This is a genomic window from Cellulophaga sp. HaHaR_3_176, assembly GCF_019021925.1.
Classification (GTDB): Bacteria; Bacteroidota; Bacteroidia; order Flavobacteriales; family Flavobacteriaceae; genus Cellulophaga.
The window spans coordinates 2,526,117-2,542,041 of record NZ_CP058990.1 but is presented as its reverse complement, the minus strand read 5'-3'; the positions used below and the strand labels follow the sequence as shown (position 1 = coordinate 2,542,041).

Annotated in this window: 19 protein-coding genes; 3 read left to right on the top strand and 16 right to left on the bottom strand. The window is 31.0% G+C overall.

What is annotated here, in order from left to right; all coding sequences use genetic code 11:
- Window positions 1–117 precede the first annotated feature (117 nt).
- Window positions 118–2,967, bottom strand: coding sequence for an aminomethyl-transferring glycine dehydrogenase (gene gcvP / locus H0I23_RS11285; RefSeq protein ID WP_216783405.1), 2,850 nt, complete (start codon window positions 2,965–2,967; stop codon window positions 118–120).
- Window positions 2,968–3,103: 136 nt separating this feature from the next.
- Between gcvP and H0I23_RS11280 the strand changes: the two genes are divergently transcribed.
- The gene (locus H0I23_RS11280; RefSeq protein WP_216783404.1) at window positions 3,104–3,940 is read left to right on the top strand and encodes a hypothetical protein; all 837 of its coding nucleotides are present in this window, start codon (window positions 3,104–3,106) and stop codon (window positions 3,938–3,940) included.
- On the opposite strand, the gene H0I23_RS11275 is transcribed toward H0I23_RS11280, so the two are convergent.
- Complete coding sequence (locus tag H0I23_RS11275; RefSeq protein ID WP_216783403.1) at window positions 3,924–4,151, bottom strand: hypothetical protein; 228 nt, start codon at window positions 4,149–4,151, stop codon at window positions 3,924–3,926. The genes H0I23_RS11280 and H0I23_RS11275 overlap by 17 nt on opposite strands.
- Window positions 4,148–4,708: a sigma-70 family RNA polymerase sigma factor gene (locus H0I23_RS11270; RefSeq protein WP_216786070.1), complete on the bottom strand. Its 561-nt coding sequence runs from the start codon at window positions 4,706–4,708 to the stop codon at window positions 4,148–4,150. The genes H0I23_RS11275 and H0I23_RS11270 overlap by 4 nt, the downstream gene beginning before the upstream one ends.
- 79 nt (window positions 4,709–4,787) lie before the next feature.
- On the opposite strand from H0I23_RS11270, the gene H0I23_RS11265 reads away from it, so the two are divergent.
- Window positions 4,788–5,144 (top strand): rhodanese-like domain-containing protein, encoded by a 357-nt coding sequence (locus tag H0I23_RS11265; RefSeq protein ID WP_216783402.1) that lies wholly within the window; start codon window positions 4,788–4,790, stop codon window positions 5,142–5,144.
- Here the strand turns inward: H0I23_RS11265 and H0I23_RS11260 are convergent.
- Genes H0I23_RS11260 through H0I23_RS11240 form a run of 5 tightly spaced genes read right to left on the bottom strand, consistent with a single transcriptional unit; the run spans window position 5,134 to window position 8,377 of the window.
- Window positions 5,134–6,051, bottom strand: coding sequence for a TIGR01777 family oxidoreductase (locus H0I23_RS11260; protein WP_216783401.1), 918 nt, complete (start codon window positions 6,049–6,051; stop codon window positions 5,134–5,136). The genes H0I23_RS11265 and H0I23_RS11260 overlap by 11 nt on opposite strands.
- 7 nt (window positions 6,052–6,058) lie before the next feature.
- Window positions 6,059–6,946 carry a cyclopropane-fatty-acyl-phospholipid synthase family protein gene (locus H0I23_RS11255; RefSeq protein WP_216783400.1) on the bottom strand — a complete coding sequence of 296 codons (888 nt, stop codon included), beginning with the start codon at window positions 6,944–6,946 and terminating at the stop codon, window positions 6,059–6,061.
- A 12-nt stretch (window positions 6,947–6,958) separates the two neighbouring features.
- Complete coding sequence (locus tag H0I23_RS11250) at window positions 6,959–7,399, bottom strand: hypothetical protein (protein WP_216783399.1); 441 nt, start codon at window positions 7,397–7,399, stop codon at window positions 6,959–6,961.
- Between the two features lie 51 nt (window positions 7,400–7,450).
- Window positions 7,451–7,819: a hypothetical protein gene (locus tag H0I23_RS11245; RefSeq protein WP_216783398.1), complete on the bottom strand. Its 369-nt coding sequence runs from the start codon at window positions 7,817–7,819 to the stop codon at window positions 7,451–7,453.
- 54 nt (window positions 7,820–7,873) lie between these two features.
- Window positions 7,874–8,377 carry a GbsR/MarR family transcriptional regulator gene (locus tag H0I23_RS11240; RefSeq protein ID WP_216783397.1) on the bottom strand — a complete coding sequence of 168 codons (504 nt, stop codon included), beginning with the start codon at window positions 8,375–8,377 and terminating at the stop codon, window positions 7,874–7,876.
- A gap of 234 nt (window positions 8,378–8,611) precedes the next feature.
- Between H0I23_RS11240 and H0I23_RS11235 the strand changes: the two genes are divergently transcribed.
- The gene (locus H0I23_RS11235; protein ID WP_216783396.1) at window positions 8,612–9,238 is read left to right on the top strand and encodes a hypothetical protein; all 627 of its coding nucleotides are present in this window, start codon (window positions 8,612–8,614) and stop codon (window positions 9,236–9,238) included.
- A 165-nt stretch (window positions 9,239–9,403) separates the two neighbouring features.
- On the opposite strand, the gene H0I23_RS11230 is transcribed toward H0I23_RS11235, so the two are convergent.
- From H0I23_RS11230 to H0I23_RS11195, 8 genes are all read right to left on the bottom strand, one after another.
- Window positions 9,404–10,048, bottom strand: a complete 645-nt coding sequence (locus H0I23_RS11230; protein ID WP_216783395.1) for a DsbA family oxidoreductase — start codon at window positions 10,046–10,048, stop codon at window positions 9,404–9,406.
- A 46-nt stretch (window positions 10,049–10,094) separates the two neighbouring features.
- Window positions 10,095–10,787 carry a haloacid dehalogenase type II gene (locus H0I23_RS11225; protein WP_216783394.1) on the bottom strand — a complete coding sequence of 231 codons (693 nt, stop codon included), beginning with the start codon at window positions 10,785–10,787 and terminating at the stop codon, window positions 10,095–10,097.
- Window positions 10,788–10,814: 27 nt separating this feature from the next.
- Window positions 10,815–11,480 carry a peroxiredoxin-like family protein gene (locus tag H0I23_RS11220; RefSeq protein ID WP_216783393.1) on the bottom strand — a complete coding sequence of 222 codons (666 nt, stop codon included), beginning with the start codon at window positions 11,478–11,480 and terminating at the stop codon, window positions 10,815–10,817.
- A 63-nt stretch (window positions 11,481–11,543) separates the two neighbouring features.
- On the bottom strand, window positions 11,544–11,852 hold the full coding sequence (locus H0I23_RS11215) for an EthD family reductase (protein ID WP_216783392.1): 309 nt from the start codon (window positions 11,850–11,852) through the stop codon (window positions 11,544–11,546).
- Window positions 11,853–11,950: 98 nt separating this feature from the next.
- Window positions 11,951–12,766 (bottom strand): SDR family oxidoreductase, encoded by an 816-nt coding sequence (locus H0I23_RS11210; protein ID WP_216783391.1) that lies wholly within the window; start codon window positions 12,764–12,766, stop codon window positions 11,951–11,953.
- Between the two features lie 84 nt (window positions 12,767–12,850).
- The gene (locus tag H0I23_RS11205) at window positions 12,851–13,399 is read right to left on the bottom strand and encodes a carboxymuconolactone decarboxylase family protein (RefSeq protein ID WP_216783390.1); all 549 of its coding nucleotides are present in this window, start codon (window positions 13,397–13,399) and stop codon (window positions 12,851–12,853) included.
- Window positions 13,400–13,473: 74 nt separating this feature from the next.
- The gene (locus H0I23_RS11200) at window positions 13,474–14,037 is read right to left on the bottom strand and encodes a TetR/AcrR family transcriptional regulator (RefSeq protein ID WP_216783389.1); all 564 of its coding nucleotides are present in this window, start codon (window positions 14,035–14,037) and stop codon (window positions 13,474–13,476) included.
- Window positions 14,038–14,267: 230 nt separating this feature from the next.
- Window positions 14,268–15,797 (bottom strand): M20/M25/M40 family metallo-hydrolase, encoded by a 1,530-nt coding sequence (locus H0I23_RS11195; RefSeq protein WP_216783388.1) that lies wholly within the window; start codon window positions 15,795–15,797, stop codon window positions 14,268–14,270.
- Window positions 15,798–15,925: the final 128 nt, after the last annotated feature.

Here is a 15,925-nt window from a genome sequence, read left to right as displayed (position 1 = left end):
TATGCATGCATAGTAAAAATCCCGATGTTCAAATTGCTTTTTTTTAAAATAATAGGTTTAAAAAAAGCCTTTTCAAAAAAATGAAAAGGCTTTAAGGTATTGATTTTGTTGGGTTTATTATGCTTCCATGTAGGCTTCAATAGGTGCGCATGTGCATATTAAATTACGGTCTCCATAAGCATCGTCTACTCTTCGAACTGATGGCCAAAATTTATTTTCGGATACATATTCTAAAGGAAAGGCAGCTTTTTCTCTACTATAAGGAAAATCCCAAGTATCATTAGTAACCATTTTTAAAGTATGAGGCGCATTTTTTAAAACATTGTTTGAGTCGCTATCAGATGCTTCATTAATTTCTTTTCTAATAGAAATCATAGCATCACAAAAACGATTTAATTCAGCTAGGCCTTCACTTTCTGTAGGTTCAATCATGACAGTACCTGCAACAGGAAAAGAAACTGTTGGAGCATGAAAACCATAATCCATTAATCTTTTAGCGATATCAGTTACTTCAATTCCATTTTGTTTAAAAGGTCGGCAGTCAAGTATCATTTCATGAGCAGCTCGTCCTTTTTCTCCTGTATATAGAACTTCAAAGTTTCCACTTAAGCGATGTTTGATGTAATTAGCATTCAAAATTGCAATTTCAGTAGAGCGTTTTAAGCCATATTCTCCTAACATTTTTATATATCCATAAGATATTAAACAAACTAAAGAGCTTCCCCAAGGAGCAGCAGAAATTGCAGAAATTGCATTCTCTCCACCAGTTTTAATTATTGGATTGCCTGGTAAAAAAGGAACTAATTGTTCGGCAACGCAAATTGGTCCAACACCTGGTCCACCACCACCATGTGGTATAGCAAACGTCTTGTGTAAATTTAAATGACAAACATCAGCGCCAATAGTAGCAGGGTTTGTAAGGCCTACTTGTGCATTCATATTTGCGCCATCCATATATACTTGCCCACCGTTATCGTGAATAAGTTTTGTAATATGCTTTATTGATGATTCAAAAACACCGTGAGTAGATGGGTATGTTACCATTAAGGCAGCAAGATTTCCAGAGTATTTAGCTACTTTTTCTTCAAGGTCAGTAACATCAATATTTCCTTTTTCATCTGTTTTAGTAACAACAACCTTCATACCTGCCATAACAGCTGAAGCAGGGTTTGTGCCGTGTGCAGAAGCTGGTATTAAACAAATATTTCTATGTGCTTCATTGTTAGATTCATGGTATGCTCTAATAACCATTAAACCTGCATACTCACCTTGTGCGCCAGAATTTGGTTGTAGAGATGTGCCTGCGAACCCTGTAATTGTATTTAAGCTTTTTTCAAGCTCTTTCAACATAATTTGATACCCTTCTGCTTGTTCCACAGGTGCAAATGGGTGTATATTACCCCAATTAGCAGAACTCAACGGTAGCATTTCAGTAGCAGCATTCAATTTCATAGTACAAGAGCCTAATGAAATCATAGAATGGTTTAATGCTAAATCTTTACGTTCTAGTTTTTTAATATATCGCATCATTTCTGTTTCAGAATGGTACGAGTTAAAAACAGGATTATCTAAATAAGAAGTTGTTCTTTGTAAGTTCGATTCAATTGCAGAGTTTTCTTTCAAATCTGTAATTTGAATAGTATCTTTATTTAAAGCTTCAGAAAATATAGTAACAATAAGCTGTACGTCTTCAATAGAAGTAGCTTCATTTAATGCTATCGAAATTGTATTTTCATCACTGTATAAAAAGTTTACCTCATATTTTTCAGCAATAGGTTTAACAAGGGCTGATTCAGTTTTTACAGTTATAGTATCAAAAAATGATGTGTTTACCTGGTAAAGGCCTAGCTTTTCTAAAGCATCCGCAAGAGTAACAGCTGAGGTGTGTACAGTATCGGCAATATACTTTAAGCCTTTTGGGCCATGATATACGGCATACATACCTGCCATAACAGCTAATAAAACTTGAGCAGTGCAAATATTAGATGTAGCTTTATCTCTTTTAATATGTTGTTCTCTGGTTTGCAAAGCCATGCGTAATGCAGGGTTGCCATCAGTATCTTTAGTTACACCAATTATACGACCAGGAATATTTCTTTTGTAGGCTTCTTTTGTAGCAAAAAACGCTGCGTGGGGCCCACCGTAACCTAATGGAATACCAAAACGTTGTGTAGTTCCTACAACAACATCAGCACCAAACTCACCAGGTGGGGTTAGTAAAACTAAACTTAAAATATCAGCAGCTACAGCAACTTTAATATTGTTTTCTTTTGCTTTCGAAACAAAACTAGCATAGTCAAAAACTTGTCCAGTTTTACCTGGGTATTGTAACATAGCTCCATAATAATCAGTACTGAAATCCATGTTTTCATGATTTCCAATTACCAATTCAATACCTAATGGGGTAGCCCTTGTTTTTAAAAGAGAAAGTGTTTGTGGTAATATTTCTTCAGATACGAAGAATTTCAAAACATTATTCTTTTTTTGTTCTCTACTTCTTACTTCAAAAAGCATAGTCATAGCTTCCGCTGCAGCAGTACTTTCATCTAAAAGAGAAGCATTTGCAAGTTCCATACCTGTTAAATCACAGATCATGGTTTGAAAATTTAATAACGCTTCTAATCTACCTTGAGCAATTTCAGCTTGGTAAGGTGTGTAAGCAGTATACCAACCCGGGTTTTCAAGAATATTTCTTTTTATAACAGAAGGAGTTAAGCTTTCATGATATCCTAAGCCGATATATGTAGCGTATACTTTGTTTTTTTGAGATAGGTTTTCAAGATGTTCTAAAAACTGATTCTCGCTCATAGGATTATCTAGAGCAAGGGGTTTTTTTAAACGAATATCTTCGGGTATTGTTTCGTAAATAAGTTGTTCTAGATTTTCAACACCAACTGTTTTTAGCATGTGAGGAAGATCTTCTGCTCTTATGCCGATATGGCGAGATGCAAACACGTCTGTCTTCATTAAGTAAGTAGTTTTCAAAAAATTAGTCACGCAAAAATAATGATTAATTACTGGAAAATAGAGTCTTTGAATCTCGGTTAAATTAAAGTTTTTAACTAAAAATGAAGGTTATGAACAGTTTACCTATTTTTGTTTAATGAAGCTGTTGATACGTTTTTTTAATTTCTATATTAATGCCAGTATACATGTTGCTTTAGCTGTGTTGGCACTTTTAGAAGTAACAGATTTTTTGTTAAACATTCCGGCAGATAATTTTTTAAATACATTTGTTTTTTTTGGAACTATAGCTGCTTATAATTTTGTAAAATATGGGGTAGAAGCCGAAAAATATATTCTAGTAGCAACACGTTATATTAAAAAAATACAAGTTTTCAGTATTATATGTCTTCTGATAGCATTGTATAGTATGTTTTTTTTGTCAAAAGAAACTTTACTTTTTCTATTGGTAATGGTAGCTTTAACAGGTTTATATGCTATACCTGTTTTGCCACATACTAAAAACTTAAGAAATTTAGGGGGTTTAAAAGTGTTTATAGTGGCATTAGTTTGGGCAGGCACTACAGTGGTTCTTCCTGCTATAGCAATTTCAAAAGTGATACTGTGGGATATTATTATAGAAACTATTCAGCGGTTTTTAATAGTTTTAATTTTATTAATACCTTTTGAAATAAGAGACTTAGCTTATGATTCTCCAGATTTGAAAACGATACCTCAACGATTTGGAGTAGCTAATACCAAAGTATTTGGGTCTTTTATTGTTGTAGTTTTTTTTGCTTTAACTTTTTTAAAAGAAAGTATCTTGCCTTTAGATATAATTGCTAAAGGAGTCTTATTTATTTTATTAGGCTTTTGTATGTTTATCACAAAAAGGGATCAAAAAAAATATTATGCATCTTTTTGGATAGAGTCAATTCCTATATTTTGGTGGGTTGTAATAAGTATATTTTATTATTTTTTTAATCCTGCTTTTTAAGCATTTCTTTCATTTTAGCTTTATCATTTTCAGATAAGCTAGTTAAATTAACTTTTTGGCATAAAGATGTTAATACAGCATTTTTTTTACTGAATTTAGAACATGTTTTACACATAAGCATGTGAAATTTAAGCTTCATTATTTCGATAATAGAAGCTTCGTTATATTGTGATTTATTGCAAATGATTGCAGCTTTTTCGCAAGAATTCATATTTTAAACCAATTTTGATTAAGGCAATTCATCAAGTTTGTTCTCGATCTGTGAATCATCACCCAAAGATTAGACGGATTAATTCCAAGTTCATTACAAATATCTTCAGTACTTATTCCTTGAACCGTTTTCATCATAAAAACTTGAGATTGTTTTTTTGGTAAGTTAGAAATACAACTTTGAATAGCTAAACCCAATTCTTCATTTTCTATAGCATCATTTTCTAACATACTGAAAGGGTCGGCTACTTGTTCTTCTAGCCAATCTCCTTCAGAGTCGGAACTAGAGCTATAGTTCATCCGAACTTCTGCTTTACCTTTATTCGAATTTATTTTTCGGTAATAATCTATTACTTTCCTTTTTAGGATGGCAATCAACCAAGTACGTTCAGCAGCTTCACCTTTAAAATTTTTGGCAGATTTGAGTCCTGCAAAAAAAGTTTCTTGAACTAAATCTTTCGCGATATCAGTATCATTTACGCGTGTTATGGCATAATTAAACAGATAATCTGCATATTGATCAACCCATGTTTCAGGGTGCAATGAATGAGAAGTCATATAAGTTTTTGCTAGTTTCAAAGTTACAAGATTTTTTTGTTAAGAAATAGTATTATTTTTAAAGTAAATTTTTTATAATATGAGACTTGTTATTACCCTTATTTTGTTGTTTTTATTTAACGTTAATTACGCTCAAAATAAATCAAAATCTATCACAGAAGTTTCACAAAGTGAATTTGATAATAATGTGTTGTTAGATGTTAGAACCCCTGAGGAATATAATGAAGGTCATTTGCTAAATGCGTTAAATATTAATTGGTTTGATAAAGACTTTATGATTAAGGTTGAAAAAGAATTTAATAAAAAAGAGATATTGTATGTGTATTGCAAGGTAGGAGGCAGAAGTGCAAAGGCAGCCAAAAAATTAGACTCTTTAGGGTATGTTGTTGTTAATTTAGAAGGGGGTTATGATGCATATTTAAAAACTAAGAAGTAGTATTCAAATCATTTAACGCTTTTTCAATAGTTGGGTATTGAAATTCGAAGCCTTTATTTAGTAATCTACCAGGAATTACATTTCTGCTTTTTAAAATTAGCTCTGTTTCTGTTTGTATACATAAAGCTCCTATTTTTAATATCTTTTCAGATAGCGGAATACCAAAACCAATAGAGATGCTTTTTCTAATCTTTTCCATTAGGTAAGCATTTGTGCAAGGTTGTGGTGCAACAATATTTATTGGACCTTCTATATTTTCTGTTTTAATAATAAAATCGATACTTCTTAAGAAATCAGTAATATGAATCCAACTAAAAAATTGATTTCCGTTACCCTGTTTACCACCAAAACCTATTTGAGCTAATTTTTTTAAAGGAACTAATGCACCTCCATTTTTCCCTAATACAATTGAGGTTCGTAAAGCAATTTTTCGTGTGTTTTTTAATGGTGAAGCGAAAAAAGTCTTTTCCCATGCCTTAGCAACCTCAACAGAAAAACCATTTCCAATTTCTCCAGAAATTTCATCCATTTGCAGATCTAAAGAATGACGGTAAATTGTAGCGGTTGAAGAGTTCAACCAAATTTTAGGTGGTTTTTCACTTTTTAAAAGTACTTCACCTAAAACTTTAGTGGCATCAACCCTTGAAGATAAAATTAAGCTCTTGTTTTTCTTAGTATATCTGCAATCTACAGAGCGGCCTACCATATTTATAAGAACATCACAATTATCAAACTCTTTTGCCCAGCTACCAACCGATTTTGCATCCCATGAAGTATATCGGATTCCATTTTTAGTTTCAGAAGCACCTCTTGTTAAAATTACAATGTCTTTAAATGTATTTACAAAATGTTTGGCAATTGCATTTCCGAGAAATCCTGAACCACCTACGATTATAAGTTTATTCATAGCTAAATTATTTAGTACATGTAATAATATAATATCCAAAACTACGCATATGTAAACCAGATAGTAATGCATAGAAAGAACCTTTTAAATTATGATAACTTTCTTTTTTTAAACCGTTTTTCTTAAATAAATTTTTAAAAGTAAAGCCTAAAATAGCAAACGGCACATGTAATACAGAGGGAGCTACTTTAAATGAAATATTTTCAACTTCAACTTTTGAGAAACCTTGTTTTTTTAATTGCTCTACAACAGCTGTTATGGTACCTAGTTTTTCTAAACTCCAATGGTTGCAAAGTTTTTGATATGCGTATTTACCACCATTACATAATTGATCTTCATTTATTTTTAAAAAGGCATCTGCAATTACAAGTTTGCCATTAGGTTTAAGTATTCTATATGCCTCTCTGAAAGATTGTTTGCTATGGCCTGAATGGCAAAAGCTTTCAATAGCTGTTGCGGCTTCAAAAAAGTTAGACTTAAAAGAGGTGTGGTTGTAATTTTCCTTAAGTATAATCCCTTTCAGGTTTTTAAGCAATTCGTTTCCTTTTTGAACCTGAAAGTCTGATAATGTTATTCCAAAAGCAGATAAATTTTTATATCGTTTTAAAGCATACCGCATAGTGCCTCCCATACCACAACCTAAATCAGCAATAGTAGCAGTGTTATTTGGAATCTCTAATTTTTTCAAAACTTGATTATTCATTTCATTCAACATTGAATCTCTTTTAAAAGGATTTGTTTTAAAAGGAATGAAATAACCAAAATGCATATTGAAATCAGTACTCCAAAATTTATAATCAGCAGTAGCTTCGTTATAAAAATTTGCGGTTTCTATACGATTCTGATTAGATTCTGAATTTGTAATTTCTGAAATGTTTACGATAGTAGTTTCCATAGATTTAATTTTTTAGATGTTAAAAAACAACATGCAGTTTATAATAAATAGCCAGGCGAAGACTAAAGCAAAAAGGGTGAAAAGTATATTCATAAAGTAACCTCCGAATTTAAAAAGTGCCTTTTTAGGAATATCATACATTGGGTAATATGCAATTTGAGTAGCGACTTTACCAATCCAATACGCTGCTATTAAACCAGAAATTGCGATTGCTAATTTGCTTCCGTTTTTTAAATCATCAGTTAGTAAAATTGTAATCAACCCAAAAGAAAAATTCAAACCTTGAATGTACCTACCATAAGTTTTAGCAATTTCTTGATTTAAAGGCTTCAGTTGCTTTACATCGTTATACCAATCAAAAACTTTGTGACGAATGTATGGGTAAATTAAAGCTGTAAATATCTGACCTAATCCTGCGATAATTAGTAACCAATTTGGGACAGTATGTTGCATAGTTTGTTTTTTATAATTTTAAATTAATAGAAAATGTTGGATGGTTTACTATCAGTGCATTTTTGCTTTTGCTTTATTTTTTAATAGAAGTATTTCATTATTTAATGTTTTTGTTATGTAAACAAAATAACCAGCTATAGACATTGGGACTAACGCATAGTAAATTCCTATGAGTAGGGTTTCGTCTACATAATCAGTTAAAAACAATAATGAAAGCAAGTATGGTATTACAAATGACCAATATGTTTTTAGTTTACTAAGAACATCAGTATTTAATTTTAAATAAAATGTAATATATAGTGCTATAAGAATTTGTATACACCCTAGTATTATTTGAGCCATAAGCCCTAGGTATATGGTTAAGTAAAATACAAGTGTGATATTAAAACTCCATTTATTTAAGTTATGTATCGTTTTCATAATTTATGTATTTAGAAGTTTCAGAAAATATTGAAAGTATGATTTAAATTTTTTTTATTTAAATAGTTTAAAAAGAGATTTTGTCATCCAGTTTTGATTCTGATTTACTAATTTATTTAGCATTACATCTGCAGTATCAGCCAAATCATGTAATGCTTTGGTCTGTTTAATTAATTCTTTCGTTTTTTCGGTGCCATCATCTTTAATAGAAGAAACTTCTTTTAAAGTTTTTATTACAGGTTGTATTTCTCTTCTACTACGTTCTTTAGCAATAACACGAGCTAATTCTTGCACATCTTTTTCTGTAGAAAAATATTCTTTACGTTCACCAGGTACTAATTCTTTAGTAACAATTCCCCAATCGATTAACTGACGAACATTCATACTCGTATTACCTCTTGATATTTGAAGCTCTTCCATTATTTCTTCAGTAGAAAGTGGTTTTGTAGAAATAAAAAGTAAAGCCTGTATTTGAGCCATAGCTTTATTTATACCCCAAAGCGTACCTAAGCTTCCCCAAGTACCTATAAATTTATCTTTAGCTTCTTTGTATTCCATGAAACAAATATAATCATTATTTTTAAACTTTCAATAATTTGTGAAAGTTTGTTTTTGAATATCATTTTATATTAATAAGTGAGTCATGCACTAATTCTAAAAGTTAAATCGTTTTATATTTAATCAAATATCCCTAAAAACAGGGTTTCTTAATAAAAAAGATCTTGTTAAATTGCATAAAAAACCTTGTATTCGACGATTTTCAAAGGTTTTTAAAATTAAACCTATAAACAGATGAAATACGTATTCTTATTTATTTTAACAACACAGATTGCAATTGCGCAAGTGACTTTTATTCCTGCGGAAAAAAAGCTTTTAGATACTTGGATTTCTGAAGCTAGTGAAAATGGAGAGGTGGATTCAAAACAGTTAGAGAAATTAGAGGCTGAATATGCAGATGTATTAGCCCAACCTGAAAGCTCAAATAGAGTTTTTGATTATGGACGAATACTTACAATTGCATTACAGCCAGGTTTAGCAACGGCAAGTGAAAAAGAACTTTCTGGAGCTGGACAGAAAATTATTGATGAAGCAGAAAAGGCTTATAGGAATGCGATAAGTAATTGTGAATGCCATGGGAGAGCTAATATTATGCTGGGTCTTTTATATAATCAGCAAGGGAAGTATTTTATTTCAGGGCCTTATTTAGAGAAAGGTTTAGAATTAGAAGAAGGAGAAGAAGATTGGATGATTGCAGCAAATCAATATTTATTAGCAGGTGCTTATACATATAATACAGAAGAAAAAAAGTATCAAGAAGTGTACGAAAAGTATAAGAAATTTGCACATCAACCAGATATTAAAGATGCTTTGTATTATTTAAAAATGGCTAATTTATATGAGGCGTATTATGAAAAATAATTTTTGATTAATAAAGCCAAAAGACTTAGTTACAGTTCGTAATATTTTAAAGAAAACACGACCAGACTTTTATTATCGTTGTTCAATAACAAATAAAGAAATAAAAGTCTGGCTGTATTTTATATAGGCTTTTAGCCTTAAATGTTTTCTTAAAACAATGCTTTGTTAAGCATCAATTAATTCTGATAAAATTTGTTTGAAGGAATCTACGGGTTGAGCACCTGTTACAGCGCTTTTTCTGTTAAAAACAACTGTTGGTACAGAATTAACACCTAAATTTTTCCAATAATTTTCTTTGTTTCTTACTTCAGAGCGTGCTTCTTCATTATCTAATTTGGCTAATGCTTCTTCAGCGTTTAAACCAACATCTAATAAAGCTTCTTTTAAAATTTCTTTTTTAGAAACATCTTTTCTTTCGCTAAAAAATGCTTTGATTAAACGCATTTTTAATTCGGTTTGTTTGCCAAAGTCTTTTGCGTATTCTAGTAAAATATGCGCTTCAAAAGTATTTGCCATGCGCATTTCATTAAAATAATCAAATGTGAATCCTAGTTCAGCACCGGCATCAGTCATATTTTCTTGAGACTGTTTTTGTTGTTCTAAAGTAGATCCGTATTTTTCAGTAATATGTTCTTTAAGGTCTTGACCTTCTGCAGGCATAAAAGGATTCAATTCGAACGGTTGCCATTCAATCTCTACTTGGTCTTCTATACCTAGTTCAGATATTGCTTTTTGTAAGCGTTTATAACCAATAATACACCATGGGCATACTACATCTGAAACGATATCTATTTTCAATTTTTCTTTCATAGTATTATTTTTTTCGGTTTATCATTAACATTTTTTAATATGAACATTATTTATAGCTAATAAGAATTTCTGCGACTTGTTTTAAATCAGGTTCTGAAATCTCTGTTTTTGGAGCAAGAGGAAAAACTTGTTGTCCGGGTCTGCTTACAAAAGCAGCTCTCCAGCCAGCCCATAGGGCACCAGCAACATCCCAACCGTGTGCAGCAATCAGCATACAATCTTCAGGTTTTACATTTAACTTATTAGAAGCCCATGCGTAGGTGTCTGAAAAGGGTTTAAACTTACCAACATCTTCAATACTTAATCTTTCATCAAAATAATCATTCAAACCAGCACTTTCGAACTGTTTTTTAACGCCTTCGTTAGATGAGTTTGTTAATGAAACTAAAGTATAATCAGCTTTTTTTAATTTAGTTAAGGCCTCCTTTACCTCAGGGTGTGGTGGTAAATCACGTAAACCAGTTAAGATGACTTTACGAGCCTCTTCTTCTGCTATCGTAATATTGTTGTTTGCAGCTACCATCTGCAAGGCAGCAGCTCCTATATGACCAAAAGGTTCATATTTGCCACTAGCCGAAACCACTAATGAATATTGTAACATAGTGGTAAACCATAAGGGTAGTAAATCTTCATTACCGCCAAGGGCATTACCAACCTGTTTTTTCATTTTAGTTAGGTCAAGTAATGTTTCATTAACATCAAAAAATAGTACTTTAGGTTTTTTTCTAGTTTCCATCATTAGTAATTTTTATTGAAAAAATATTTTCTACTTCAAAGCTTTCAATGCAGTGATAATGTCACTTGCTTCAGCTCGTTCTTTATAATCAGCATCTAAAAAGGCATATGTAATTATTCCATTTTCATCAATAACATAAGTTGCAGCTAAAGGCAATTCGTTACTGGTGTCTCCATTTTTTTCATTCAAACCAAAACCAGCTTGGTAAATTGAAGCCACCTCTTCTGTTAATTCAAAGACAACACCATAGCTTTTACCGACCGTATTACCAATATCACTTAAAACCGTAAATTCTAAATTGTTTTTTTCAGAAGTATTTAAAGAATTGTCTGGTAATTCAGGTGTTAATGCTAATAGAGTTGCTCCTTGAATTTTAAATTCAGGTAGCTTTTCTTGTAAATAATGTAAAGTGATATTACAATATGGACACCAACCACCTCTGTACCATGTTAATATTACAGGGCCATTTTTTAATTCGTCATATAACGATACAGGTTTGTTTAAGGCATTTTTTAATGTAAAATTAGGGGCCTTATCACCTATATTTAGAGCCTTTTCAAGTATCCCGGATTCATCGACACTGGTAATACCGTCGGTATATATTTTATTTTTTTCTTTAGTAAATTTAGCAACACCTGATTTACGTTTTACTTCTAACAATGCATCTAATTCACCTTTACTCTTATTATGTTCCATATATTAATTGTTGAATTATTTATTTTAAATCAGGTTTATAAAAATTAGTGTCTTTATTTGCTTTTATACAATTTCACTAATTTGAACCTGAGGTTTTACATTAGTAAAATTTACAAGATCAGCTAAAATAGTTTCAGCATTTGCTCCGAATGATTTTTGAAATGACTCAATTGAAGCAAAAGTTAGATTAGCGATTACCACAAAAGGTGCAGGTTGATCTGGAGTTGCTCCAGCCAAACCAAAATTCACATCAGATGAAATAATAGCATCGCCTAAAAGAGTACCAATTAATTGACCGTGTTGTTTTGTGTAATAGTCTTTATCAAACTTTAAATCTTTACTATTAGGGTACATTACTGTTAATTTTATCATGTCTTTTTTAATTAAAATTTATATAAGATTGTAAAATAGAAATCAACTATTTATTGTTGTACTATTTAATTTCAATACACGTATTAAAATTTAGTTTTTTATATTTTACGTAGTTTACTATTAGGTATTGCTTTTCGAATCATTTTAGAATTCATTAAACTAAAGCTTTTCATAGAGAATATTCTTTTAGCCATAAATACCATCATTTTATTCATAAAACCAGGTATTATAGTAGCCTTTTTACCTAAATTATATAAAGCAATTTTTGCAGCATTATCAGGTTGCATTGTAGACATAGGAATTTTAGACCAGTCAACATCAGCTGTTTTGGTCATTTCTGTATCTGTTAACCCAGGGGCAAACACACTAATATCTACACCCAATTCTTTAAGCTCTGGATATAAGGAAATAGCTAAATTATGAACATATGCTTTTGAAGCAGCGTAATTGGCAAAATATGGACTACCCATTAAACCAAACAAACTTGAAAATAACAAGATACCGCCTTTTTTATTTTTAGCCATTTTATCGGCAAAATGCTTTGTTAGTAAGTATGTAGAAGTAATATTTAAATTAATTAACTGAATTTCTTTATCAGTTTCAATTTCAGTAAAACTTCCGTTATTCTCTATACCTGCGCAGTTGATAAAAAGGCCTATATCAGTATTGCTTATTTCTTGAAGAAAAACTTTTATAGCTTCTATATCAGATAAATCTACAGAGTATGTTATAGCATTTATTTTATGTTTAGATGCTATTTTTTTAGCAGTAACGGCTAGTTTTTCTTTATTTCTTGCTACTAAAATGGGTGTAATACCTTTGGATGCTAATTCAAAAGCAATAGCCTCTCCCATGCCCGAAGAACCTCCGGTTATTAAAGCAGTATTACCATATTTTTCTTCTAATCTATGCATAAAAGTTGTATTAAATGAGTAAGCCTCCCGAAATAATAACGGAAGGCTCCTCTAAATTAAAATGTAGTAGAGGAAAAATATAAATTATTTTTTCCAAGCAAATTTTTCAAATGCAGCATCAACAGGTGTATTTGCGATGTGGTTTGTATAGTTGCTTATCACTTTTTGTGACATACCTAAAATTATATCAAGTACTTGTCTTTCACCATATCCAGCTGCATAAAATGCATCTAATTCTTCTTGAGAAACGTTACCACGGTTACGAACTAAAGAAAGAGTCATTGTACGTAATGCTTCTAATTTAGCATCAGCAAGAGGTGTTTCATTACGTAAAGCATCAGTAATAGAATCATCAACTTTCATCATTTTAGCGATTCCGGTATGTGCAGGTACACAGTAATGACATGCATGTTCTACGTTAATTGTTTGCCACACTACAGTCAATTCATTTTCGTTAAATGAAGAGTTTACAAATAACTCATGTAATTGTTGGTACGCGTCAAGAGCTTGTGGAGATGCAGCTAATACAACATGTAAACCAGGTATCATACCATAAGCTTTTTGTGATTTTTCTAATAATGCTTTACTTTCTTCAGGAGCACTCTCAATGTTGTGAACTTTTAATGTTGTCATAATTTCTATTATTAATTTATTAATTTTCGGTTTAAATCTAAACAGTCGTTTAGTTATTGTGTAAAAAAATGTTTTTATATATTACTAAATGTCATTTCTATATAATCTTCAATTTCTTTTGAGCTATTAACTCTAGTAGCTGCTGCTAAACCATGTTTGGCGAGCACTAAAAAATTAGCTTGTTTACGTACAGTGTCTTTATCTTTAGTAGAGTCCATTTCAAGTTTTTCAATTATTAAAACTTTAAGGTTATCCATAAATTCCCCCATTTGTTCTTTAATTAATTGATCATCACTTTCAGAAAACTCATTATATGTATTTGTAACTAAACATCCTTTCTGGTTGTTAGCTTCATTATTAAGGGCAACAGAATCATAAAAAAATTGTTTAATATCAGCAATACCCTCTGTTCCGTTTTTAAATTTTTCGAAAATATTGTTAATGCTTTTTTTATAGCTTTTTAAGCTTTCTAAAAAAACACCATGTTTACTTCCGAAACTAGAATAGATAGAAAATTTATTGATACCCATTTCTTTTTCAAGCATCTGCATAGAAGTGTTTTCATAACCATTACGCCAAAACAAATGCATTGCTTTGTTTATAACTTCTTCTTCTATATATTGCTTTTTCCGTGCCATTATATTTGTAATACGCTACAAAACTAACCAATCGTTTAGTAATAAAAAAATCTTTAACTTTTATTTAATATTTTGGTAAAAATGGGGTTGAGGTTTTACTATAATTCAAGTTAAAACCTTTTTGATGAAGAATGGTCTGAATAGCTTGTTTTTCAAATGTGTTAAGGGAAAATTTAAACCACTAACTAATTGTATTGTAGCGTTAGTGGTTTAAATAAATAGTATAATTGTTATAATTTTCTAGGAACCTGATTTTGCATATTATCTAAACTATAAATTGTAAAAGCCAAAATAACAGCGTTTTTCATTAAATCATCTTCATGAACATATTCTAAAAAATCAAGATTGGTATGGTGGGTAACACTTTGGTAAGCTAGATTATCTTGTATGAATTGAAAAGCTGGTATGTTGTAATAATCAAAAGTTTCATGATCTGTAGATAGGTTATTCTCAATGGTAATTGCATTGTTGGTAATTGTAGCTATTGGATCAAATATTTTTTTAAAAACAGGTCTGGCCAATTCATTGTTTTGTAAATAAATACCTCTTATCAAACCAGCGCCATTATCTAAGTTTAAATAAGCACTTATTTTTTTAGATGCTTTATTTGGTTTTTTATCTAAAACTCCAAAATGCTTTTCGGCGTAAGCTGCAGAGCCTAAAAAAGCTTGTTCCTCGCCACCCCAAAGTCCGATTTTTAAAGTTCTTTTAGGTTGATATTTTAATTTTTTAAGAATACGCAATGCCTCTATTAAAACGATGGCATTTGCTCCATTATCAGTAGCACCAGTACCAGAATGCCATGAGTCGAAATGTGCGCCTAATAAAATACTTTCTGATTTTAGTTTAGGATCATTACCAGTAATTTCACCAATTATATTTACATTATTTTCAGGTTCAGAATAAAATTCAGTTTCTAAATTAAGTCTAATAGTTGGTGTTGTTTTTAGTTGTATCATTCGATACAATCTGCTAAAATGTTCTGGCATTATAGCAAAATAGGGTAGAGGTTTTAAATCTCCATTTTTATAATAATACGTACCAGATGGGTGTAAAACACCTAAATACATAGATTTTGTTGTAAGTACAGCTAAAGCGCCTTCAGCTTCAATAAATTCTAGAAAATCTTGATCAGTTCTATCTTCAGTTTTCCATCCTTCAAAAAGCTCTGGTAATGGTGTTGTTTTAATTTCAGCAGTTTTTTTCTGCTCCATTTTTTTTAATTCACTTTCTGTAAATCTAAACTCGATGGTATCTGTTAATGATTTCTTTTTTGGCTCTTTTCCTAATAAAACAATTTTGCCGTTTAGTTTTCCTTTAAACTGTTTTCTAACATCGTTCATATCAGAAAAGCTTTCGATACTTATTACTGAGCCAGATACGGTACCTTTTGAGCTTTTAGACATCGCTAAAGGATAAGCGGAAATATTCATGTAATTGGGTGCAACCATTTCAACATTAAATGATTTTATATCCCAACCTCTACAATCAGCACAATAATTTTCGAAATGTACATTTTGGAGATCAATTTTTTTCATCTCATCAGAAACCCAATTAGCAGCTTTTAAATAAGATCTAGAACCTGTAAGACGTTGACCGTAAACATCAGTTAGTTGGCTTAATCTAGTCATTGCTTCAGAATTATTAAAACCTTCATCGCTAATTGCTGATAGCATATTTTTTTCATTTGCGATTTGGGTAAAGCCACTAGAAGACAATCCTATTAAAAGGAGAAGTGCAATACTGTTTTTTAGTTTCATAATGTAGTAATGATTTATGTGCTAGTTATCGGTTTTTGATTGGATTAACTTTGATTTCTATTTTTCTGATAACTATCTAAAAATAGATGGTTTGTCATAAAATTAAGCAGACAGATGAAAACCAAAGT

Excerpts from the sequence above, each read along its gene's own strand:
- H0I23_RS11280 (WP_216783404.1), top strand. The coding sequence starts at position 3,104 with ATGAAGCTGTTGATACGTTTTTTTAATTTCTATATTAATGCCAGTATA.
- H0I23_RS11235 (WP_216783396.1), top strand. The coding sequence starts at position 8,612 with ATGAAATACGTATTCTTATTTATTTTAACAACACAGATTGCAATTGCG.
- H0I23_RS11270 (WP_216786070.1), bottom strand. The coding sequence starts at position 4,708 with ATGACTTCTCATTCATTGCACCCTGAAACATGGGTTGATCAATATGCA.
- H0I23_RS11225 (WP_216783394.1), bottom strand. The coding sequence starts at position 10,787 with ATGATGGAAACTAGAAAAAAACCTAAAGTACTATTTTTTGATGTTAAT.
- H0I23_RS11275 (WP_216783403.1), bottom strand. The coding sequence starts at position 4,151 with ATGAATTCTTGCGAAAAAGCTGCAATCATTTGCAATAAATCACAATAT.
- H0I23_RS11215 (WP_216783392.1), bottom strand. The coding sequence starts at position 11,852 with ATGATAAAATTAACAGTAATGTACCCTAATAGTAAAGATTTAAAGTTT.
- H0I23_RS11250 (WP_216783399.1), bottom strand. The coding sequence starts at position 7,399 with ATGCAACATACTGTCCCAAATTGGTTACTAATTATCGCAGGATTAGGT.
- H0I23_RS11230 (WP_216783395.1), bottom strand. The coding sequence starts at position 10,048 with ATGAAAGAAAAATTGAAAATAGATATCGTTTCAGATGTAGTATGCCCA.
- gcvP (WP_216783405.1), bottom strand. The coding sequence starts at position 2,967 with ATGAAGACAGACGTGTTTGCATCTCGCCATATCGGCATAAGAGCAGAA.
- H0I23_RS11195 (WP_216783388.1), bottom strand. The coding sequence starts at position 15,797 with ATGAAACTAAAAAACAGTATTGCACTTCTCCTTTTAATAGGATTGTCT.
- H0I23_RS11220 (WP_216783393.1), bottom strand. The coding sequence starts at position 11,480 with ATGGAACATAATAAGAGTAAAGGTGAATTAGATGCATTGTTAGAAGTA.
- H0I23_RS11260 (WP_216783401.1), bottom strand. The coding sequence starts at position 6,051 with ATGAATAAACTTATAATCGTAGGTGGTTCAGGATTTCTCGGAAATGCA.
- H0I23_RS11210 (WP_216783391.1), bottom strand. The coding sequence starts at position 12,766 with ATGCATAGATTAGAAGAAAAATATGGTAATACTGCTTTAATAACCGGA.
- H0I23_RS11255 (WP_216783400.1), bottom strand. The coding sequence starts at position 6,946 with ATGGAAACTACTATCGTAAACATTTCAGAAATTACAAATTCAGAATCT.
- H0I23_RS11200 (WP_216783389.1), bottom strand. The coding sequence starts at position 14,037 with ATGGCACGGAAAAAGCAATATATAGAAGAAGAAGTTATAAACAAAGCA.
- H0I23_RS11245 (WP_216783398.1), bottom strand. The coding sequence starts at position 7,819 with ATGAAAACGATACATAACTTAAATAAATGGAGTTTTAATATCACACTT.
- H0I23_RS11240 (WP_216783397.1), bottom strand. The coding sequence starts at position 8,377 with ATGGAATACAAAGAAGCTAAAGATAAATTTATAGGTACTTGGGGAAGC.
- H0I23_RS11205 (WP_216783390.1), bottom strand. The coding sequence starts at position 13,399 with ATGACAACATTAAAAGTTCACAACATTGAGAGTGCTCCTGAAGAAAGT.
- H0I23_RS11265 (WP_216783402.1), top strand. The coding sequence starts at position 4,788 with ATGAGACTTGTTATTACCCTTATTTTGTTGTTTTTATTTAACGTTAAT.